Here is a 21,814-nt window from a genome sequence, read left to right on the forward strand (position 1 = left end):
AAGGCGGGTGGGAAAGGCGGACCAGCGAGAAGTGAGTAGTCACTAACCGCCCAGAAAGAAATTCAGGCGAAAGCTAATTTCTTCCAAATGTATTCTAAATCTCCTAGGTATTTCGCCACAGTCTTCGAGCGAGGCCACTGGCTGCCACGCTCTTCCACGCCCTCTTTCCCCACCCAATGCTTTCTCTCCTAGGGTTTTTGATGATAAGTACGTTCATGTACCTCATCATGTCGAAGCGCATGTTTGCCATGACGGCGCTTATTCTAATTCCGATTCTGTTTGCCCTCATCGGCGGGTTTCGGGCCGAAATCGGCGACATGATGTTAGAGGGCGTGAAGAAGATTGCGCCCACCGGCGTGATGCTAATTTTCGCCATCATGTACTTCGGCATCATGACCGACGCCGGCCTCTTCGACCCCATCGTGGGCAAGATTCTCAAGGTCGTGGGCGGCGACCCGCTCAAGGTGGTCATCGGCACCGCCATTCTGGCGCTGGCCGTGTCGCTCGACGGCGACGGCACCACCACCTACATCATCGTGGTGTCGGCGATGCTGCCGCTCTACCGCCACCTCCAGATGAATCCGCTCATCCTCACGGCCACCGCTTTTCTAGCCAGCGCCGTGATGAACATTCTGCCCTGGGGCGGCCCCACGGCCCGCGTGCTCTCGGCCCTGCATCTCGATAGCAACCAGGTTTTTACGCCTCTCATTCCGGCCATGATAGTGGCGGCGGGCTGGGTCATTTTTGTGGCCTACATCTTCGGTAAGCGCGAACGCAAGCGCCTAGGTATCATTGTCATCAACGAGCACGCCGATGAGCTGGTGGCTGAGGCCAACCACGAAGACCTGAGTCTGCGCCGCCCCAAGCTGCTGTGGCTGAATGCCCTGCTGACCCTGGCCCTGCTCGCGGGCCTTTTCATGGACCTGATGCCGCTGCCCATCCTCTTCATGACGGCCTTTGCCCTCGGGATGCTCATCAACTACCCGCGCCTGGGCGAGCAGCGCGGCCGCCTCAACGCCCACGCCGGCAACGCCATGATAGTGGCGGGCATGGTGTTCGCGGCGGGCATTTTCACCGGCATCCTGGCCGGCACCAAGATGGTCGATGCCATGTCGCAAACCATCGTCACGCTGATTCCAAACGCCCTAGGGCCACACCTGCCCATTGTCACGGGCATTACCAGCGCACCGTTTACCTTCTTCATGAGCAACGATGCCTATTACTTCGGCATCCTGCCGCTCGTGACCAAGGCCGCCACTCAGTTCGGCGTCACGGTCGAGGCTATGGGCCGCGCCTCGCTGCTCGGGCAATCAGTCCACTTGCTTAGCCCGCTGGTGCCCAGCACCTACCTGCTCGCTGGCTTGGCTGGCGTCGATTTTGGTGACCACCAGCGCTTTACCCTCAAGTGGGCCTGCGGCACCGTGGTCGTGATGCTCATCGTGTGCCTGCTGCTGGGCGTGGTGCCGGTGTAAGCTCGCCGGCCCCTAAGTGCCCCTTTTACTCTCTTGCTATCCCCACCCAACTCTTTCATTTTCATGAAAAAGGCTCTATTATTTCTCACACTGTGCTTGCTGCTCGGCAGCCGGGCCCAGGCTCAACGCAACCGCGCCGCCTACAACGGCTGGCTGCAATACACGGGTACGTATTCGCTCAACGAGCGCTTCGACCTCAACCTAGGGGCACAGTACCGTGCTTACAGTGGCCTCACCGACAAGCGCTTGCTACTGGGTCTGGCCAATTTGCAATACAACCTCAAAAACGCGCCGCTGTCGGTGGGCGCGGGCTACATGTACCTGCAACTACAGCCCTACACCACCGCCGACCAAGTAGAAAAGTTCGACAACCGCGAAAACCGCTTGTATCAGCAGGTTATCTCAACCCAGAAGTTTAACCGGGCCCGCCTCATCCACCGCTACCGCATCGAGGAGCGCTGGACGGCCGCCGGCTTTCGGCTGCGCTTTCGCTACTTGGCCTCGCTGCGCCTGCCGCTGGGCCCCAAAACCAACCTCAACCCCAAATGGTACTTAGCGCTGAAAGACGAAATCCGTCTCAGCGACCAGCCCAACCCGTTTGACAGCAACCGCGTGTGGGGCGGCGTGGGCTACATTTTCAATAAAAACCTGGGCGGCGAACTACTCTGGATGACCCAGTTCGACGGCGGCCAAAACCGCTCTAACTACGTGGCCTTCATCCTACGTCACGACTTTGGCTGGTCGGCCGACCACCCCGAGCGCCGCGTGCGCTTCCTGCCCCAATAATCTTTCCTGCATGAATCACTACCTCCAGCAAATTCTGGATAACCCGCTGGGCGCGCTGGCCATCGTGGGCAACCTCGTCATCATCGAAAGCCTACTCTCGGTCGATAACGCGGCCGTGCTGGCTACCATGGTGGGCGACCTGCCGCCCGAGCAGCGCAAAAAGGCCCTGCGCTACGGCATCTTCGGAGCCTACGTGTTTCGGGGCGTGTGCTTGGTATTTGCCGCGTTTCTCATCAATTTTTGGTTTTTAAAGCCCCTAGGTGGCCTCTACCTCCTGTACTTGGTTTGGGACCATTTCCGGGCCGGGCCGGCCGAGGGCGACGAACACGTGGAGAAAGAAAAAAGCTGGCTTTACAAGCGCACGCTAGGCGTCTTTGGAAAATTCTGGGCTACCGTGGCGCTGATAGAATTGATGGACCTAGCATTTTCAATCGACAACGTGTTTGCCGTGGTCGCCTTCACCGACAACCTGATTTTGGTGGTGGCGGGCGTATTTATCGGCATCCTGGCTATGCGGCTGGTGGCGCAGGCCTTCGTGCTGCTGATGGGTAAGTATCCGTTTCTCGAAACGGCTGCCTTTGTGGTCATCGGCATTTTGGGGCTCAAGCTCGTGCTGTCGCTGTTCGAGCACTTCCAGCCGGCGCACCCGTTCACCGCCTTTCTCAGCAGCGAAGGAGCCGACGTGGGGCTGACTGTCATTACGGTGGCGGTGTTTCTGGTACCCTGGGCTACCTCAGTGCTGTTTGACTACCCTAGGCGGCTGGGGCCGCGCTAGCACGTGCGGCCTAGGCACGGGCCTTCAAATTACCCTAGAGCATAGGTTATGCCGCGTAGCACCGGCCGTTTCTCGCAGCACGCGTGGGAAACGGCCGGTACTACTTTTGTCTGCCCGCCGTGGCGGCGGGCGCTTCTACTTCGCTCTACTCCTCCCCCATATGCTTCCCGAAATCGGCACCCTCGCCCCCGACTTCACCGCCCCCGACCAACACGGCAATCCTTTTACGCTGAGCAGCCTGCGCGGCCAGAAGGTAGCGCTCTACTTCTACCCCAAAGACGACACCCCCGGCTGCACTGCCCAAGCCTGCAACCTGCGCGACAACGAGATGCAACTGGCCGCCCAAGGCATCAAAGTAGTAGGTGTGAGCACCGACGACGCGGCCTCGCACGGCAAGTTTGCGCAGAAGTACGACCTAAGCTTTCCGCTGGTGGCCGATGCCGACAAAGCCATTGTGCAGGCCTACGGCGTGTGGCAGGAAAAGAAAAACTACGGCAAAACCTACTGGGGCACCGTGCGCACCACGTTTTTGCTGGACGAAAACGGCGTGATAACCCGCGTAATCAAGCGCCCCGACACCAAAGAGCACGCCGCCCAACTACTAAAATAACCGGGGCACTGAGCCAGCTTTTTGCTTACCTTGCGCCCATGCACCTGGCTTTCTGCACCGCGCCGCGCTCTCGTCCCACCTTCCTCTCGCGCAGCTTTTTCTGGTTATTCATCAGCGCGTTGGCGCTGTTACTGTCGGCTTCGGCCGCTCGGGCTCAAAACGCGCCGCCCGAGCGGCCCAAGGTTACGCGCATTTTGTTCTTGCTCGATGCTTCGGGCTCGATGATGGCGCCCTGGGAAGGCCAGCCGCGCTGGGAAGTAGCCAAGCGCCTGCTGGCCAAAATGGCCGACTCACTCAACGCCTACCCCAACCTGGAGCTAGGTTTGCGCGTGTACGGCCACCAAAGCCCCAACGCCGAGCAAAACTGCGAAGACTCGCGCCTGGAAGTGCCCTTCGCGCCCAAAAACGCCGCCGCCATCAAGGCCAAGCTCAAGACGCTGAAGGCCCAGGGCAACACGCCCATCACCTATTCGCTGGGGCAATCGGCCAATGACTTTCCGATTGATAAAACGTCGCGCAACGTGCTGCTGCTTATCACCGACGGGGTGGAGTCGTGCCAGGGCGACCCCTGCGCCACGTCGTTGGCCTTGCAGCGCAAGCGCATTTTCTTGAAGCCCTTTGTGATTGGCATTGGGGCGCAAAAAGACTTTGGCAAGGCGCTGGACTGCCTAGGTCGCTACTACAACGCGGCGGAGGTCAAGACCTTCAAAACGGTGCTCAACGACGTCATTGCCCAAACGCTGGCCAAAACCACAGTGGCCGTGAACCTGACCGACGAGGCCGGCCGCGCCGTGGAGTCGAACGTGAACATGACGTTCATTAATAACGTGACCGGCCAGCCCGAGTACAACTATGTGCATTACCGCGACGCCGCGGGCAAGGCCGACGAGCTCGCCATTGACGCCTTGCAGAGCTATGACTTGGTTATTAATACCCTGCCGCCCGTACGCCAGGCCAACCTCCTCATCAAGCCCGGCAAAGCCAACGTATTGAGCTACAAGACGCCGCAGGGCACGCTGGCGCTGCAAGGCCCCGGGGTGAGCCCTAACCCCTACGGCGGGCCGGTGCAGGCGGTGGTACGTACCCCCGCGGGCGCCACAGTGGTGGCCCTGCCCTTCGGCACCAAGCAAAAGCTGCTGGCCGGCAACTACGAGGTCGAAATACTGACGCTGCCCCGCACAGTGCAGCGCATCAGCGTGCGGCAGGGCATGACCAGCACCCTCACCTACCCCGCGCCCGGCACCCTCAACATTACCAGCGACTTGAAGGGCCACGGCAGTATCTACCAAATCGACAACGACGATAACCAGACCTGGGTGGCCAGCCTACCCGAAACCAGCAGCAAGGTGAACCTAGCCCTGCAGCCGGGCGTGTACCGGCTGGTATTTCGCACCGCCACTAGCACCGGCAGCAAGTTTACCGACGTGCGCAACTTCACCATCCGCTCGACCCAAACCACCTCAGTCGCCATTTTCGGGCGCTAGGCACGCCACTTTGCCAAGCGCGATACCTAGTCATTAAACTTTGCGCTTCTTCCGTCGTCTAACCAGCCCGCTCGCTTCTTTTCGCGCTTGGAAGACCACGAAATCCTCCGCAAGTTTCAGGACCCCGCCAGCCGCAACCTGGCGTTTAACCAGCTCGTGCGCAAGTACCAGCAGAAGGTGTACTGGCACGTGCGCAAAATGGTGGTAGACCACGCCGATGCCGACGACCTCACGCAGGACGTGTTTGTGAAGGTGTGGAAGTACCTAGGCGACTTTCGGCAGGATGCCCAGCTGTTCACTTGGATTTACCGCATCGCCACCAACGAGTGCCTGGGCTTTTTAAAAAGCAAGCGGCGCAAATTCTTCTTGCCCCTCAACGACGTGGGCGCCGAGCTCGCGGCCAAGCTGGAAGCCGACCCGGCCGTGGCTGGCGATGAAATAGAGCTGAAGCTGCAAAAAGCTATCCTGCGCCTGCCCGACAAGCAGCGCCTGGTGTTCAACCTACGCTACTACGACGAAATGCCCTACGAGCAGATGGCTGAGGTCACTGGCACCAGCGTGGGCGCCCTCAAGGCCAGCTACCACCACGCGGTGCGCAAAATCGAGGAATACGTAACGGCCGCTGACGTGCGAGGCTATTCTTCCGACGCAGCGAATTAAACCCTAGGTTAGTTTTTTCATCTGTTATTTATATGAAACCCCCATTCCGCCTCGACCAGCACCCGCGCCGCTGGCCCCAGCCGCTGAGTGCCCCCCCGGCGGGCTACTTCGAGCAGCTGCCCACCCGCGTGATGGCGCAGGTGGCCGCACCCGCCTGCCGGCCGCTACTGCCGAGCTGGCTGCGGTCGGTGTCGGCCTCGGTGCGCACTGGACTGGCCTCAACGCTGCTGCTAGGCACGTTTGCGGCCTCGCTCTGGCTGGGCGTGGAGCCAGTGCAACCTCTTTCTGCTACGAGCTTGGGCGATGTGCCACGGGCCGAATTGCTAGACTACCTGACTAGCGAAGTACACCTCGACATGACCGACCTAGCCGAGCTGCCCACACGCCCCCTAGGTATTACCAACCACTACCTGCGCCCTTCGGCTCCCGAGCTAGCCGACGCCTTCGACGCGCAGCCCACCGACGAGGCCGCGCTGCTGTAAGCTCTTTTGCTATTGTTTATGAACACCCTACGCTTTTTTCTTTTGAGTAGCGCTTACCTGCTGCTGGCGGTAGCTCGGCCGGCCCAGGCGCAGGTACGCCCCCTCGCCCGGCTGGGCCAGCCAGCTGGTGGCCGCCTCACCCAGCTCGATAATGCCCGCATTGCTTTCATTACGAGCCGCGTGGTGCTGACGCAGGACCAGGCCCAGCGCTTCTGGCCCGGCTACAACGAGTTTATTGCCAAGCGCCGCGACCTCAACCGCTCGGCCCGCCTGCTGCGCCGCGATGCCGACAACGCCAGCCTAAGCGACGCGCAGCTACGCGACAACTTCAACCAAGAGTTTGCCCTGCGCCAGCAGCAACTGAATTTGGAAAAGGACTACTTCGAGCGGGTGCAGAAGGTGCTATCACTGCGCCAAGTGGCCCAGCTCTACCAAGCCGAGCGCGACTTCACAAAGGAAGTGCTGCGGCGCGTAGCCGACCCTAACCAAACCGATGCACTGCCGAGCCCTAGGTAGCTCACGGACAGCAATAGTGCTTGTATCATTTCTACTTGATACCTGTCATGCTGAGCCCCGCGAAGCATCTCGCACGCTTGGTTGCTAAGCCGTTCAACCAAGCGCGTGAGATGCTTCGCGGGGCTCAGCATGACAGGTATTAGCAACAATCTGCTAGTTGATAATCACGCTAGCCGCTTACACCACCGGCTCGCCGAGCATAGGGAAGCCACGCTGATGCCAATAAGGATAAATGGGTGCCGTGGCGCTGGCCGCATCGAGCTGCGCCACTTGCGCGGGCGTGAGGTTCCAGCCTACGGCGCCTAGGTTCTGGCGCAGCTGCTCTTCATTGCGCGCGCCCACTACGAGGTTGACTACCGTGGGGCGCTGTAGCAGCCAGTTGAGGGCCACCTGGGCCACCGTTTTGCCAGTCTCGGCGGCCACCGCATCGAGCGCGTCGATGATGCCGAAGAGCAGTTCGTCGGGCACCTTGGGGCCTTGGCTACCGCCCTGCGCCAAGCGGCTACTGTCTGGGATGGGCTGGCCCCGGCGAATCTTGCCACTGAGCAGACCCGCCGACAGCGGGCTCCACACGATGGTGCCCACGCCTTGGTCAACGCCCAGGGGCATCAGTTCCCACTCAAACTCGCGGTTGGCGAGCGAGTAATACGCTTGATGACCCACGTAGCGCGCCCAACCGTAGCGCTCCGACACCGATAGCGACTTCATCAGGTGCCAGCCCGAGAAGTTAGAGCACGCGATGTAGCGCACCTTGCCGCTCTGCACCAGCGTATCAAGGGTGCGCAGCGTTTCCTCAACTGGCGTGTGCGTGTCAAAGCCGTGCATGTGGTAAATGTCGATGTAATCGGTACCTAGGCGGCGCAGCGAGTCTTCGCAGGCCTGCACCAGGTGCGCCCGCGACGAGCCGTAGTCGCGCGGCCCCTCGCCCATCGGGAAGGTCGCTTTGGTCGAAATCAGCACCTCGTGGCGTCGGCCTTCCAGGGTCTTACCTAGGATTTCTTCAGCCTTGCCCTGCGAGTAGACGTTGGCCGTGTCGAAGAGGTTGACGCCCGCCTCCAGGCAAATGTCCACCAGCCGGCGAGCTTCCTCCACCTGGGTATTGCCCCACGCCTTAAAGAACTCATTACCACCGCCGAAGGTAGCCGTGCCGTAGCTCAGCACGGGTATTCTCAGGCCCGAGCGCCCTAGTTGTCTGTATTCCATAGTTGCAAGGCGGGCCGGTGATAGTGCAAGTGGCCCGCACCTACTAACCGGCCGCGGCCGCCTTAGGTTGGCGGTACCTTTGTAAGGTTATGTTAACCCCCCGCCAGCTTTTTCTCCGCCACCAGGCCCAAACCTCCGGCTTCCCGCTCTTGCTAGAAATCGAGCGGGCCGAAGGCGTATACATGTACACGCCCGAAGGCCGGCCGATTCTCGACCTTATCTCCGGCATCGGCGTCAGCAACGTAGGCCACCGCCACCCTAGGGTGCTGCAAGCCATACAGGACCAGCTCGATAAATACCTACACCTGATGGTGTACGGCGAACTGGTGCAGGCGCCCCCCGCCCGCCTCGCCCACGCCCTGGCTGCCACCCTCCCCGCCGCGCTCGATACGGTATATTTCACTAATTCGGGCGCTGAGGCTATCGAGGGCGCCCTCAAACTAGCCAAGCGCCACACCGGCCGCACGGGCTTAGTTTCGGCTTATAACTCTTACCACGGCTCCACGCACGGCGCCTTGTCCATCACCGGCTCCGAGGGTTTCAAAAACAGCTACCGCCCGCTGCTGCCCGATGTAACGCACCTGCGATACAACGAGCTAGCCGACCTAGCGCTGATAACCGAGCACACGGCCGCCGTCATCCTCGAAACCGTGCAGGGCGAGGCCGGCGTGCGGGTACCCGCGCCCGGCTACCTAGGCGCCGTGCGCCAGCGCTGCACCGAGGTCGGCGCCCTGCTCATCCTCGACGAAATTCAGTGCGGCTTTGGGCGCACCGGCACGCAGTGGGCCTTCGAGCAGTTTGGCATTGTGCCCGATATCTTGGTGTGCGCCAAGGGCATGGGCGGCGGCATGCCCATTGGAGCCTTCATTTCGTCGCCCGAAATCATGGTCGGTTTCCAAACCAACCCCATCCTAGGGCATTGCACCACCTTTGGTGGGCACCCGGTGAGCTGCGCGGCGGCGTTGGCCACGCTGCAAGTCATTCAGGAAGAAAATTTACTCGCCAGCGTGGCAGCCAAGGCCGCCCGCATCCGGGCCGGCTTGCAGCATCCCGCTATTCGGGAAGTGCGCAACCAGGGCTTGCTGATGGCTGTGGAGTTTGAATCGTTTGACGTACTCAAGCCCATTATCGACCGGGCACTGGCCCACGAAGGCATTCTCACCGACTGGTTCTTGTTCTGCGATAATTCCTTGCGCATTGCCCCCCCGCTCACCATCACCAACGAGGAAATCGACGCGGCCCTGGCCGGCCTGCTACGGGCCATTGAAGTAGTTGTCTGAACCGCGGATTCGTCGGACTTTTCGGATGAATCGAATTTTGAAGTCAGTACGCGGTAGCCACTAAAGACAGGCTAGCCAGCAAACGAAAAGGGCTGCCCTTGCGGGCGGCCCTTTTACTGCAACAAAATTCGCTTCATCTGAAAAATCCGACGAATCCGCGGTTCAGACTTAGTGCTGCGGTATATTATTGTAGTTCAAGAACGAGAGGCTTTCCTCTTTGATGCGCTCGCGGGGCATTGCATCTTTCACGCCTTGCGAGATTTTGCGCACCAGCACGCCCACAATGGCTTTGCGGAAGCCGAGCTTCTCGGCCATCATGATGCAGAAATCCATTTCGGTTTCGTCCACAATGCCGTCGGCTAGCATCATGTCGACCAAGTCAAAAATCTGGTCGAACCGTTCCGAGTCGTTGTTTGGGATATCCGAATCGCAGCTGGTTTGGCCCAGCACAAGCTTGCGCACGTTGGGGGCCGACATGCCGTTTTTCTTGCCGACCGTAATGATGAAGTTCATCTCACGGTCGTCGATGTGTCCGTCGGCCTTGGCCAAGGCAGCGAGGTTACACAAGTGGCCTTTAATTTTTTTGGCCTGCTCATTTTCGAAAAAACCAAACATAGAGCGGTAGAAAAGAGGTGGAAGGATGTTCGGCCGCGGGCCGGGTGGGAAGTGACCGAAAAATAAGCAGAAAAAGTGTGATAAACTAGCGCTTTTCTCAGAGTTAATGAGACTAATACGCAAGCGCCGTAAAAATGTCCGGCGAAAAACCGCAACACTGCCCAATAACTGCCGCCCACGCACGACCTTTGCGAGCTTAACGGCTGCCAGCGCTGGATAGAGGCCAGCTGGCGCTACTTAAGAAACCGGTTTTATGAAGCGAATTGGAGTTTTTACCAGCGGCGGCGACGCACCGGGCATGAACGCCTGCGTCCGCGCGGTGGTGCGGGCGGCGGTCTACCACGGGCTGGAAGTATACGGCATCATGCGGGGCTACAGCGGCATGATTAAGGGCGAATTTGTGCGGATGGACTCGGCCTCGGTGGCCAACACCGTGCAGCGCGGCGGCACGATTCTGAAGTCGGCCCGCTCCCAGAAGTTCATGACCAAAGAGGGCCGCCAGCAGGCCTTCGACCAGCTAGTAAACAACGGTATTGAGGGCCTCGTGGCTATCGGGGGCAACGGCACCTTCACGGGTGCTACTATTTTTGAGCAGGAGTTTGGCATCCCGACCGTGGGCGCGCCCGGCACCATCGACAACGACCTGTACGGCACCGACTACACCATTGGCTACGACACGGCCGTAAACACGGCGCTGGAGGCAATAGATAAAATCCGGGACACGGCTGACTCGCACGACCGCTGCTTTTTTGTGGAAGTAATGGGCCGCGACTCTGGCTACATCGCCATTCCGTGCGCCATCGGCGGCGGTGCCGAAATCGTGATGGTGCCCGAAACAGCCATGAGCGTAGAGGCTGTTATCGAGAACCTACAAAACAGCTACACGCGCCACAAAACTTCGTTTATTGTGGTAGTGGCTGAGGGCGAAGAAGAAGGCAACGTGCACCACGTGGCCCGCCGCGTGAAGGAGGCCCTACCCCAGCTCGACACCCGCGTTACCATCGTAGGCCACATTCAGCGTGGCGGCTCGCCCACGGCGGCTGACCGCCTGCTGGCTTCGCAGCTCGGCATTGCGGCCGTAGAAGGCCTTATGAACGGCATGAAAAACGTGATGGCCGGCATCGTCGACCGTAAGCTCATGTACACCCCCTTTGACGACACCATTCACAAGCGTAAGGTTATCAACCAGAGCTTTATGCGCATGGTTGAAATCCTATCGGTTTAGATACCATTCTACTAGCCCCTGGCTATTGGCTTCTTGCTAAGCAGGAGCCAATAGCCAGGGGCTACTTGCTACTAGCCTAAGTCAACCCATTGGTACGCTGCATCTCGCCGCAGCCAGGTAAGCTGGCGCTTGGCGTAGTGACGCGTGTTGCGCTGCAGCAGGCGCACGGCTTCGGCATAGTCGTAGGCACCATCTAGATAGCCAAAGATTTCCTGGTACCCCACAGTTTGCAGCGCCTGGTGATGGCGGTAGGGTACTAATCCTTCTACCTCGGCCAGCAGGCCGGCTGCCAGCATTGTCTCCACGCGCTGGTTGATGCGGTCGTAGAGCACCTCGCGCGGGCGGTTCAGTGCCACTTTTACTACCCTAAAGGGCCGCGCTGCCGCTGTAGCCGCCGCGGCGGCCGGGCCCGTATGGTAGCTGGAAAAGGGCCGCCCGGTGCCCCGCGTTATTTCTAGGGCGCGCAGCACGCGCTGGTGATTTTGCAGGTCTACGCGCTGGTGGGCTACGGGGTCGGTGGCCGCCAGCTCGGCCACGAGGGCGGGCAGCCCTAGGGTCTGCAATTCGTGCTGCAGCCCCTGGCGCACGGCGGGGTCCACGGCGGGCAGCTCGTCGAGGCCATCGGTGAGGGCTTGCAGGTAGAGGCCCGAGCCCCCAGTGAGTATCACTACCGGCAGGCGTCGAAATAGCTCGTCGAGTACCCCTAGGGCATCGGCGGCAAAGCGACCAGCACTATACTCCTGCGTAATGCTGTGCGAATCAATAAAATGGTGCGGCACGCCCTGCATCTCCTCCGGCGTAGGCTTGGCCGTACCAATGCTGAGTTCACGAAAAAACTGGCGCGAGTCGGCAGATAAAATCTCGGTACCCAGCTGCTGGGCAAGGGCTACGCTCAGCGCAGTTTTGCCCACCGCGGTAGGTCCGGCCAAGGCAAGTAGCACAGGGCGCGGGTCGGCAGCTGTGGGCACCAGCTGAGCTACTAAATCGGGGGCAAGCATAAGTAAGGCAACTAATAAACCGCCGCAGCCTAAGCGCACCTAGGCCAGCGGGCAGCACAAAATTCGCGCTACGGCGCCACTAGGGCGCCAGCAGCGTCTGGTACAAACCAATTAATATTTTTTCTTCCTCTCGCCAGTTCCATTCGCGGCGGGCGCGGCGGCAGTTGGCGGCCAGGCGCTGGTGGTAGGCGCCGGGCTGCCCACCGGGCAGCAGGCGAGCCAGCCCGGCCACCAACGTAGCGGGGCCTAGGTCGGGTACCAGCGCGGCTACTTCGTGCTGCGCATTGAGGGCACGGTACTCCGGAAAGTCTATACACAGCTGCGGCACGCCGGCCTGCACGTAATCGAAAAACTTGTTAGCCAGCGAGTAATAATAGCTTAGGCCAGTATTTTCGAGCAGCATAATACCTACGGTGGCTTGGGCTGTGAGCTGGCGCAGCTCGGCGGGCAGCACGTAGCCCCGAAACTCGACCTGCCCCGTTGCCAGTAGGCCCAGGCGCTCGGCATGCTGGCGCAGTTCAGCCGAGCAGTCGCCTTCGCCGCAGATAACAAGCCGCGCTGGCACCTGCGGCATGGCGTTGAGGAGCTGCGCCAGGCCGCGTCCCACATTCAGCACCCCTTGGTAAAGAATTATAGGGGCAGCTTGGTAGCCAGTACCCGGTGCCCGGTGCTGGGCATTTGAGGTCAACATGACGCTTGCAGTTGCCGGAGGCTGCTCCCTACTACCTAGGCGCGTAGCGTCATTCTCCCCTGGCATGGGCACATTGCGCACCACCGCAAACGGACACCCAGCATGGCGCTGCGCCAATAGCCGCGCGAGCGACGGCCCTACCGTGTAGCGCAGCTGCGCCCGGGGCACAATAAAGTCTTCAACCCACTGCCAAATGCGCTGCACGCGCGGCCTGCCCACTACCTCCGGCACCTCCGTAAAAAGCTCGTGCGCATCGTATACAAATACTTGTTTCCCAAGCTTCGACCTAGCCCAAACTGGCAGGGCGGCATCGAGGTCGGCGCAACACCACACCTCGGCCCGGCAACGCAACAAATACCAGAACAAACGTATAGTATATTCCAGATAAAATAATTTCCCTTTTTGAAACCAGCCGCGCAGGCGATGCTGCTTGTAACACTGAGCTGTAAGCGCTACAGAAGCAGTTCGCTGCCAACCTATTAGCTCCACTTCGTAGCCCGCCGCCGCCAGGCTGCTGCACACCCGCTGCATGCGCTGGTCGTAGTTCAGGTCGGTGGTCACGGCAAAAACCAGGCGCGGAGCCGGTGCAACGGAAGCGACCACAACGGACTGAATGCTAAAATTAATTGTGAGAACAGAATTTGTACCCCAAATTTAGGCTTTACTAAGCTGCTGCGTGCTTAATTAGTAGTTATTATTGGTGCCAACAGGCTATTATGCGAGGTTTCTTAGCCCCCCCTTCCCCTACTTTACCCCCCGCCGCGGCCCTGCTCGACCAGCTCCAACTGGCTTACATCCTGCTCGACCGCCAAGGGCTGATAGTGGAGGTTAATGAAACATTGCTGGTCCTGACGGGCTACACGCGCGCAGAGGTTATCGGCCAGTCATACCACGAGCTTTTTTCGCCGATTAGCTACCGCGAGCAGCGGCAGCAGGAGCTGTTGCAAATACTCCGCGAGCAGACCGCCGAACCCTACTACGACCACGACCTACTAGGCCGCGATGGGCAGCTCGTGCACCTGCACTGGCAGCAGCAACTGTTGCGCGACGCTGAGGGACAGGTAACGGGCCTATGGGCCGCGGGCCACCAGCTAAGCACTGTGCGGGAAATGCCCAGCACCACTAGTCCCGAAGCCCCGGCGTACCTACAGGAGTTTTTCAACGACTCGCACGACCTCATCCTGCACCTGAAGGCCGACAACTCGTTCTTGTTTATTAATAAGGCGGGCGAAGAAACCCTAGGCTACCAGGCCAGCGAGCTCACCAGCCGGTCGCTGGCCGACATTGTGCACCCGTATTACCGTGCCAAGCTGCTGCACCAGCTGCGCCGGCTCTACGAAGGCCAAGCCCTCAACAAGCTTGAAACGGTGCTAATGACGCGCACGGGCCGGCCCGTGCACCTCATAGGCTCGGTAAGCTGCGTGCGCACGCCGGGCCAGCCGCTTAGCGCACGGGTGGTGCTGCACGACATTACCGACCGCATCAAGGCCGAGCGCCTGCAGAAGGTTTACTACAGCATTGCCAACCTTGCCATCTCGGCGCGCGACCTACCGGCTCTTTACGGCGCCATTCATCGGGAGCTGAGCAAGATACTAGAAACCAATAACCTGTATATTGCCCTGTGCGACGACCAGCGCACGGTACTGCGCTTCGCCTATCACATCGACCAGTACCCGCAGCTCAACTCGGGGGCATCGCGGCCATTCTCGTCGGGCGTGTCGGAGTACGTGATTCAGCAGGGGCAGCCGCGCTATTTTAGCCGGGCCGACTTGCTAGCACTGCTGCATGATGGCACCATTACAGCCTTTGGGCGCCTGCCCGAGGTAATGCTTGTGGCCCCGCTTAGTGTGGGCGAGCGCACTATTGGGGTGCTGGCCGTGCAGGACTACGACCGGGCCGACACGTATGCGCCCAGCGACCTCGACATTCTGCACTTCATTTCGAGCCAGGTAGCGCTGGCCATCGACCGCAAAAGCCAAGAGGAGCACCTAGCTCGGCAAAACGCCCGCCTCAATGCCATTTTTGAGAGCGGCACGCACTTGCTCTGGAGCGTGACCCGGCGCGGCGACCTCGTATCATTCAACCGCAACTACGCCGACAGCTACTTCCGCCGCAACGGTGTAATGCCCGCACCGGGCATGAACCTATTTGAGACCGAGCGAATTACGACAGCGCCCGAAACGCACGACACCATTTCGACCTACTACAAGCTGGCACTTCAGGGCCAGCCGCAGCAGTTTGAGGTAAACACGCCCGACTCCTTAGGCAACCCTCTTTGGAGCAGCGTCAGTCTTAACCCTATTTACCTGCCCGACGGGTCGTTTGAGGAAGTGTCGGCCCGCGCGCAAGACATTACCGAAAGCAAAAACTCGCAGCTGGCCCTGGCGGCGCAGGAAGAGAAGTTCCGCTCGATTTTCGAGTCGTTCCAGGACATCTATTACCGCACCGACGACGAGGGCTTCTTCACCATCGTGAGCCCTTCGGTGCGCGATATATTGGGCTACGAGCCGAGCGAGGTGCTGGGCAAGACGGTAAAAGACTTTTACTACCAGCCCGAAGAGCCCTTTACGCTACCTAGCGAACTAAAGCGCGGCGGTGAGCTGCGCAACCGCGAAATTCAGTTGCGCCACCAGGATGGCCGCCCCGTAACGGTGCTCATCAATTCGCGCATCACGCCTAGCGGTACCGAGGGAATCGCCCGCGACGTAACCGAGATTCGCCAGATTCAGGATGACCTGCGCCTGGCTAAGGAGGAGGCCGAGGCCGCACTGGCCGCCAAAACGCAGTTCTTGGCCAACATGAGCCACGAGCTGCGCACGCCCATGAACGGCATCATCGGCATGATTGACCTGCTGCACCAAACCGGCCTAAGCGCCGAGCAGGCCGACTACGTGGATACGCTGCGCAAGAGCTCCGATGCGCTCCTGACTATCCTAAACGACATTCTGGATTTGTCGAAAATCCAGGCCGGCAAGCTGCGCTTGCAAGAAGCCCCGTTGGTACTGCGCGGGCTGCTCGAGCGGCTGCACTCGCTGTTTGCCTACCGCGCCAGCCAGAAAAGCTTGCGCTTTACGTACCACATTACCTCGCACACGCCGCCGCTCATTATCACCGATGAGATGCGCCTGCTTCAGATTCTGTCAAACCTGGTGGCCAATGCCCTCAAGTTTACGGCGCAGGGCACGGTGAGCGTGGTAGTATCGTCGGTAGCCACGGAGGGCGAGTTTCACACGCTGCGCTTTGCGGTGCAAGACTCGGGCATCGGTATTTCGCCCGATGATGCCGTGCGGCTCTTTACCAGCTTTACGCAGCTCGATACGACCCCAAGCAAAGCCTTCGGGGGCACGGGCCTAGGCTTGGCTATTAGCAAAGAGCTGGCCGAGCTCCTAGGGGGCGAAATTGGGGTATTTTCGGGTGTGGGCGAGGGCAGCGTGTTCTGGTTCACTATCCGCTGCCGGGTAGCCACGGCCCCGCTGGTCGCCCCTAGCGACGAAGCTGCGCCTGAGGTTAAGCTAGAGCTGCCACCCGCGTTGCAGCTGTCCACCACGGGCCCCGCCCCACGCATCCTGCTCGTCGACGACAATGCCATCAACCAGAAAGTGGCGGCCCGCCTGCTCGACAAACTGGGCTGCGAGGTTGAGATAGCCAGCGATGGCTACGAAGCCATTGCGCGGGCCACGGCGCTGGATGCCAAGTACCAGCTCATCCTGATGGATATCCAGATGCCTGGCCTCGATGGCATTGCGGCCACTAGCGAGATAAAAGCGCGCCTAGGTGAGCAGTGCCCGCCCATCATCGCCATGACGGCCTACTCGATGCCCGACGATGCAACGCGCTTTGTGCAGGCGGGCCTCGACGACTACCTGGCCAAACCCGTCAAGCACCAGCAGTTGTCCGACATGCTGGCTCGCTGGCTGCCCGAGCCGCCGCCCGCGCCCGCAGCCACGAATACTATCACGGCCACGCCCGCCCCGGTTACGCTCGATACGGAGGTGCTCAGCCAACTGCGCCAGTTGGGGGGCCACGAGTTCACGGCCGACCTGTACAGCGACTTCGAGCAGGAGGCCGGTGACCTGCTCAAACAGGCAGCTGTGTGCATAGGCGCCGCCAATTGGGAAGGCCTGCACCCCCTCATGCACCAGCTCAAGGGCACAGCCGCTACCCTAGGGCTGGTGGCATTATCTGGCCAGGCCCTCCGCATCGAGCAACTACTGAAAAGCTCGACCACAGGAGCCTTACCCATCGAATTTAAACTTTTACAACATTACTTTGCTCAGTTCAAAGCAGTATACCCCGGCGTAGTAACCGCTCCCGAGCCCCTATCTGCCCCGGCCTAATTCTGCCTTAACCCTTTCTTCTATAACCCGTTCTCTCGTTGTTCCACTCGCTACTCGTCTTACGCAATGCCCGCTGAAAACACCACGAAAACTATCCTCATTGCCGAGGACAGTTCTGTTATCCTGAACCTGACGCGTAAAATTCTGGAGCAGCAGAAATACAAAATCTTGTTGGCAAAGAACGGAGGCGACGTGCTACCGCAGCTCGAGAAGAACTCGGTTGATGGCATCCTGATGGACATCAACATCCCGGTGAAGGATGGCATGCAGTGCACCCGCGACATCCGGGCCCATGCCGATGAGCGCATCCGGTCGCTGCCCGTTATTGCCATCAGTGGCAACGCCAACGACTACACAATGGCTGACTTTCAGGCGGCCGGCGTAACTGCTTACCTGCCCAAGCCGCTCAACTTCGACGAGTTGGTGCGCATGGTGCGGCAGTACGTAGGCTAAAGCCAGTTATGAATTTTTGAGTTATGAGTTTTGAGTTGTTTACAGGCGTTGTGCTTCTGGCATAGCAAAACTGGTCGGTCGACGCTCACCAATTCATAACTCAAAACCTAACCCTCATAACTCTCCTTGACTATCACGTTTCTCGGTACCGGCACCTCTTCGGGGGTGCCGATGATAGGGTGCGACTGCCCAGTGTGCCGCTCGCTCGACCCGCGCGACCAGCGCCTGCGCGTGGCCGTGCACCTAGAGGTGGAGGGGCGCAGCTTGGTCATTGACACGGGCCCCGACTTTCGGCAGCAGATGCTGCGCGCCCGCGTGAGCCACCTCGATGCCGTGCTGTTTACCCACGAGCACAAAGACCACACGGCGGGCCTCGACGACATTCGGGCGTTCAACTTCCGGCAGCAGCAGGAAATGCCTGTGTATGCCGAGCCACGGGTGATTAACCAGCTCAAGCAGGAGTTTGCCTACATTTTTGCTGAGCAGAAATACCCTGGAGTGCCGCAGGTGCGCCTCCACCCCATTGAGGCCGACGACCAGCCATTTGACGTGGCGGGCGTGGCCGTGCAGCCCCTGCGGGCGCTGCACTACCGGCTGCCGGTGCTAGGCTTTCGCGTGGGCAGCTTTGCCTACCTCACCGATGCCAACTTCATCGGCCCCGAAACGATGGCGCAGTTGCGCGGCGCCGATACGATTGTGCTGAATGCTCTGCGCCACGAGCCGCATATTTCGCACTTCACACTTGGGCAGGCCGTTGAGATTTTACAGGACCTAGGGCCGCGGCGGGCTTACCTCACGCATATCAGCCACCAACTGGGCCGCCACCGCGAGGTAGAAGCGGGGTTGCCATCGTGGATTCGGCTGGCGTATGACGGGCTGAAGATTGAGATATAGCGGCTTGTGCTGGCTAGCCACCGTCTATCCTATTTTCTGCTCGGTTACTACTACTGAAAAGAGGCACTAGGTGCCACGTAAGCTGCGTACCGCCTACGAGCCCGGCTGATTTTTGGGTTTTATGCACACCAATTATTACTTCCTGCGCCAACTGGCTCCGGCCCTTATCGAGCGGCTGCGGGGCTACCGCGTAGCCAGCTGCTTTTCGCAGGAAAAGGACGAGCTGGTGATAGGCTTGCTGAGCAATACGGGCGCCGAGTTTTGGCTAAAGGCGCAGTTAGGGGCGGCCTTCCCGGCCCTGGCCCTACCCGAGACCTTCCAGCGGGCACGCCAAAACTCGGTAGACCTGCTGCCCGAGCTGCTGGGCCGCACGGTGGCCGAGGTCACGGCCTGGCCTCAGGACCGGGTGCTGCAATTCACGTTTGCAGAAGACGGCGCTACACTTGTCTTGAAGCTATACGGGCCGCGGCCGAACGCTATTTTTCGGCCTGCGGCGGAAGCGCCGGCCCAGCTGTTTCACCAGCGCTATACTGCCGATGCCGACTTGCAACCGGCTGCCACGGCCGCCCTGCCGCTTATTGGTGCTACTGGCAAGCTGCCGCCCGCGCTAACCGACCTGCCAGCCCGCTTCCTGCGCGAGCAGCGCGGCTACGACCCCGCCCCACCCGAAACCAAGCAGCGCTTAGCGCAAGAATTGCTGGCCGAGCTAGAGCGTCCGGCCCATTATTACCTCATCGAGCTAGATGGGCGCACCCGGCTTAGCCTCGTGCCCCTAGGTACCATTTTGCAGACGCTGCCGGGCGATGACCCCATTGGGGCGCTACGGCGGTTTGTGCCGCTGGCGCTGGGCCGCCGGGCGCTTGAAACCGAGCGCCGCCAGCTGCGCCAGTTACTTGAGCGCCGAGCCGACGAGGCGAGCACCAGCGCCCACCTAGCGCGGCAGCGCCTGCACGCGCTGGCCCACGAAGCCGGCTACCGCCACCGGGCCGATTTGCTGATGGCTCACCTGCACGAAATCCATCCTGGCGCTACGCAGCTTGAGGTTATTGACTTCTACACTAACGAGCCGGTGGTGCTCAAACTCAAGCCCCTCGAAAAGCCGCAGCGCACTGCCGAAAACCTTTATCGCAAGGCTAAAAACCAGCAAATAGAGGAGCGTCAACTTAGCGAGCGCATTACTCGGCGCGAAGCCGAAGCCCTGCAAACGCTGGAGCTGCTGGAAGAGCTCGATACGCAGCCCACACTGCACGAATTGCGCAGCCTGCGCGCTTGGCGTAAGCAACACGGCCTAGACCCAGCTACGGCGGCTAAAGCAAGCACTGAGCTTCCTTTTAGGGTATTCGAGGACCAAGGCTTTACCATCCTGGTGGGGCGCAACGCGGCCAACAACGACTTGTTAACCCAGAAATACGCGCACAAAGACGACCTCTGGCTGCACGCGAAAGATGTTACGGGCTCGCATGTCGTCATTCGGCACCGGGCCGGGCACACGGTGCCGGAGCCCGTGGTAGAGCACGCCGCCCAGCTGGCCGGCTGGTATTCGCGCCGCCAGCACGATTCGCTGTGCCCCGTAACGGTGACGCATAAGAAGTTTGTGCGCAAGCCCAAGGGCGCGCTGCCAGGGCAGGTGGTGGTAGAGCGCGAGCGCGTGGTGCTAGTAGTGCCCGCCAACCCCTTTGAGCATACTGCTTAGGTAGCCCCTGGCTCTCTTCTATTAGCTAAGCGGGTGGGAACGCTGTAATATACAAAAAGCCCGCTTTGCAGCGGGCTTTTTGTTTTTGCGTGCGCGCGGGGAGATTCGAACTCCCACACCCGAAGGCACCACCCCCTCAAGATGGCGTGTCTACCAGTTTCACCACGTGCGCAAAAGGCAATCGGTAACTTGGGCGGCTTAGCGGCCGGCTTCACTGAGGTGGTAAAGCGGGTGCAAAGGTACGCGCCCAATTTGCTTCTACGCAACACTGAGGCAAAAAATGCTTGAAAAATTAAGCTCTTCAATTATCCTTCACGAAGCCTGTGAGTTCTTTGGCAAGGTCTTAGCTCAGCTTTGCCTGCTCAACTTTTTTTCAATCTTCGCTCATGCCTGCCACCAAACAATCATTTTTTGGTCGCTTTGCTGAAAAAACCACACAGTACTCGGGTTCCACGGCCGTATTTGTAAGTGCAGTGGGCCTGGTGCTGCTGTGGGCCGCAACGGGCCCTTTCTTCCAGTATTCCGAAACCTGGCAACTGGTCATTAACACGAGTACCACCATCATCACCTTCTTGATGGTATTTCTCATTCAGCGGGCCCAAAATAAAGACTCGCTGGTACTGCATCTTAAGCTCAATGAGCTGCTGGCGGCTACCAAGGGCGCCAGCAACCGCCTTATCAATGCGCAGGACTTCTCAGAGGAAGAAATCAAGCTCATTCACCAGTTTTACTGCCTACTGGCCGAAAAAGCCAAGGAAGACAATGACCTAGGCGAAACCCATTCGGTAGAAGAAGCCGAGGATAACCACCACGAGAAGCTGGCGGCCCACCGCGACTAATAGCAAGCTGCCAAGCTTACCTTAGCCAGTAGCCCAAACTAAAAGGAAAGGGGCCCGGTCAGTACTGACCGGGCCCCTTTCCTTTTAGTTTGGACTTGTGCAAGACTAGCGGCGGTGGCGCTTGGCTTTGGTCTTGGTAACCTTCTTAGCGGCCGTATGATGCGTAGTGGCCTTTTTGGTTTTCGTCTTGGTCTTATGCGCAACTGCCTTCTTGGTGGTGCGGTGCGCAGTGGCTTTAGTAGCCTTGGTGTGGCGAGCAGTTTTGCTGCTGCGCTTGGTGGCTTTGGCCCTAGTAGCGGTACTGTGGTGGCGGGTGCTGCGCGCGCGGCTGTAGTGGCGCAAGGCCGTATGGCGCTCGGTGTGCGTGACGACGGCTACGTCTTCGGGACGGGCTTCGGCAGCTTCAGCGTCGTGGGTGATGGCATCTAGCTCGGGGGCCGCAGTGCTTTCCAGCTCGGCCGACGAGGCCATTACCTTCGTCATTTCAGCCATTTTCTTGCGGCGGATGGGCATCAGAAAGTCGCGCTCGGCCCGCTCACGGATACTCAGTTTTTCCTCGCCGGGCAGTTTGGTTACGGCCGGGGCTTTATCGGCTTGGGCCATGGCCGCTGAAGAGCTCAGCAGCAGGGCACAAAGGGCAATTAACTTCCGCATCAATAACTTAATGAGTTGTTTAGGAAAAACAAAAATAAGCCGTTGACCCTGACCGACCAAGGCTACGGCACCTCGAGCAACGGTCTTTTTTCAACCTCTGCTCGCGCTGGCAGCCGCCAACTAGCGCTGTATCAGAGCCTCTAACGC

Annotated in this window: 20 protein-coding genes and 1 tRNA gene; 15 read left to right on the forward strand and 6 right to left on the reverse strand. The window is 59.8% G+C overall.

All coding sequences use genetic code 11. The features are described 5' to 3' along the window. Positions 1-137 precede the first annotated feature (137 nt). From JAO77_RS16080 to JAO77_RS16115, 8 genes are all read left to right on the forward strand, one after another. On the forward strand, positions 138-1,472 hold the full coding sequence (locus tag JAO77_RS16080) for a CitMHS family transporter (protein WP_286192471.1): 1,335 nt from the start codon (positions 138-140) through the stop codon (positions 1,470-1,472). A gap of 63 nt (positions 1,473-1,535) precedes the next feature. Then, positions 1,536-2,258: a DUF2490 domain-containing protein gene (locus JAO77_RS16085; protein WP_198991391.1), complete on the forward strand. Its 723-nt coding sequence runs from the start codon at positions 1,536-1,538 to the stop codon at positions 2,256-2,258. A gap of 10 nt (positions 2,259-2,268) precedes the next feature. Beyond that, entirely contained in the window at positions 2,269-3,033 is a 765-nt protein-coding gene (locus JAO77_RS16090; protein WP_198991392.1) for a TerC family protein, read from the forward strand. Positions 3,034-3,193: 160 nt separating this feature from the next. Then, on the forward strand, positions 3,194-3,643 hold the full coding sequence (bcp, locus tag JAO77_RS16095; RefSeq protein WP_198991393.1) for a thioredoxin-dependent thiol peroxidase: 450 nt from the start codon (positions 3,194-3,196) through the stop codon (positions 3,641-3,643). Between the two features lie 38 nt (positions 3,644-3,681). After that, the gene (locus JAO77_RS16100; RefSeq protein WP_198991394.1) at positions 3,682-5,127 is read left to right on the forward strand and encodes a vWA domain-containing protein; all 1,446 of its coding nucleotides are present in this window, start codon (positions 3,682-3,684) and stop codon (positions 5,125-5,127) included. A gap of 87 nt (positions 5,128-5,214) precedes the next feature. Beyond that, positions 5,215-5,787: an RNA polymerase sigma factor gene (locus JAO77_RS16105; RefSeq protein ID WP_198991395.1), complete on the forward strand. Its 573-nt coding sequence runs from the start codon at positions 5,215-5,217 to the stop codon at positions 5,785-5,787. Between the two features lie 32 nt (positions 5,788-5,819). After that, complete coding sequence (locus tag JAO77_RS16110) at positions 5,820-6,269, forward strand: hypothetical protein (protein WP_198991396.1); 450 nt, start codon at positions 5,820-5,822, stop codon at positions 6,267-6,269. Between the two features lie 18 nt (positions 6,270-6,287). Next, on the forward strand, positions 6,288-6,785 hold the full coding sequence (locus JAO77_RS16115; protein ID WP_198991397.1) for a hypothetical protein: 498 nt from the start codon (positions 6,288-6,290) through the stop codon (positions 6,783-6,785). A 177-nt stretch (positions 6,786-6,962) separates the two neighbouring features. Here the strand turns inward: JAO77_RS16115 and JAO77_RS16120 are convergent, their stop codons facing one another. Then, entirely contained in the window at positions 6,963-7,988 is a 1,026-nt protein-coding gene (locus tag JAO77_RS16120; protein ID WP_198991398.1) for an aldo/keto reductase, read from the reverse strand. 89 nt (positions 7,989-8,077) lie between these two features. Between JAO77_RS16120 and JAO77_RS16125 the strand changes: the two genes are divergently transcribed. Beyond that, complete coding sequence (locus JAO77_RS16125) at positions 8,078-9,268, forward strand: aspartate aminotransferase family protein (protein ID WP_198991399.1); 1,191 nt, start codon at positions 8,078-8,080, stop codon at positions 9,266-9,268. 168 nt (positions 9,269-9,436) lie between these two features. Here JAO77_RS16125 and JAO77_RS16130 read toward each other — a convergent pair whose 3' ends face one another. Then, on the reverse strand, positions 9,437-9,883 hold the full coding sequence (locus tag JAO77_RS16130) for a tellurite resistance TerB family protein (protein WP_198991400.1): 447 nt from the start codon (positions 9,881-9,883) through the stop codon (positions 9,437-9,439). Between the two features lie 253 nt (positions 9,884-10,136). Between JAO77_RS16130 and pfkA the strand changes: the two genes are divergently transcribed. Then, positions 10,137-11,108: a 6-phosphofructokinase gene (pfkA, locus tag JAO77_RS16135; RefSeq protein ID WP_198991401.1), complete on the forward strand. Its 972-nt coding sequence runs from the start codon at positions 10,137-10,139 to the stop codon at positions 11,106-11,108. 71 nt (positions 11,109-11,179) lie between these two features. On the opposite strand, the gene miaA is transcribed toward pfkA, so the two are convergent. Both miaA and JAO77_RS24560 read right to left on the reverse strand, forming a co-directional pair. Further along, positions 11,180-12,106 carry a tRNA (adenosine(37)-N6)-dimethylallyltransferase MiaA gene (gene miaA / locus JAO77_RS16140; RefSeq protein WP_198991402.1) on the reverse strand — a complete coding sequence of 309 codons (927 nt, stop codon included), beginning with the start codon at positions 12,104-12,106 and terminating at the stop codon, positions 11,180-11,182. Between the two features lie 79 nt (positions 12,107-12,185). Continuing rightward, positions 12,186-13,400: a glycosyltransferase gene (locus JAO77_RS24560; protein WP_198991403.1), complete on the reverse strand. Its 1,215-nt coding sequence runs from the start codon at positions 13,398-13,400 to the stop codon at positions 12,186-12,188. 113 nt (positions 13,401-13,513) lie between these two features. Here JAO77_RS24560 and JAO77_RS16150 point away from each other — a divergent pair, with 113 nt between their 5' ends. From JAO77_RS16150 to JAO77_RS16165, 4 genes are all read left to right on the forward strand, one after another. Continuing rightward, positions 13,514-17,134, forward strand: coding sequence for a PAS domain S-box protein (locus JAO77_RS16150; protein ID WP_198991404.1), 3,621 nt, complete (start codon positions 13,514-13,516; stop codon positions 17,132-17,134). Positions 17,135-17,200: 66 nt separating this feature from the next. After that, a complete protein-coding gene (locus tag JAO77_RS16155; protein WP_198991405.1) occupies positions 17,201-17,587 on the forward strand; it encodes a response regulator in 387 nt (128 codons plus the stop codon). 126 nt (positions 17,588-17,713) lie between these two features. Next, positions 17,714-18,481: an MBL fold metallo-hydrolase gene (locus JAO77_RS16160; RefSeq protein WP_198991406.1), complete on the forward strand. Its 768-nt coding sequence runs from the start codon at positions 17,714-17,716 to the stop codon at positions 18,479-18,481. A gap of 121 nt (positions 18,482-18,602) precedes the next feature. Further along, positions 18,603-20,174 carry an NFACT RNA binding domain-containing protein gene (locus JAO77_RS16165; protein ID WP_198991407.1) on the forward strand — a complete coding sequence of 524 codons (1,572 nt, stop codon included), beginning with the start codon at positions 18,603-18,605 and terminating at the stop codon, positions 20,172-20,174. 90 nt (positions 20,175-20,264) lie between these two features. Here the strand turns inward: JAO77_RS16165 and JAO77_RS16170 are convergent. After that, a tRNA-Leu gene (locus tag JAO77_RS16170) sits at positions 20,265-20,346 on the reverse strand. A gap of 214 nt (positions 20,347-20,560) precedes the next feature. Here JAO77_RS16170 and JAO77_RS16175 point away from each other — a divergent pair. Continuing rightward, positions 20,561-21,013 (forward strand): low affinity iron permease family protein, encoded by a 453-nt coding sequence (locus tag JAO77_RS16175; RefSeq protein WP_198991408.1) that lies wholly within the window; start codon positions 20,561-20,563, stop codon positions 21,011-21,013. A 105-nt stretch (positions 21,014-21,118) separates the two neighbouring features. On the opposite strand, the gene JAO77_RS16180 is transcribed toward JAO77_RS16175, so the two are convergent. Next, a complete protein-coding gene (locus JAO77_RS16180) occupies positions 21,119-21,616 on the reverse strand; it encodes a hypothetical protein (protein ID WP_198991409.1) in 498 nt (165 codons plus the stop codon). Between the last annotated feature and the right edge of the window lie 198 nt (positions 21,617-21,814).

This window comes from Hymenobacter sp. BT559 (genome assembly GCF_016427535.1).
Lineage (GTDB): Bacteria > Bacteroidota > Bacteroidia > Cytophagales > Hymenobacteraceae > Hymenobacter.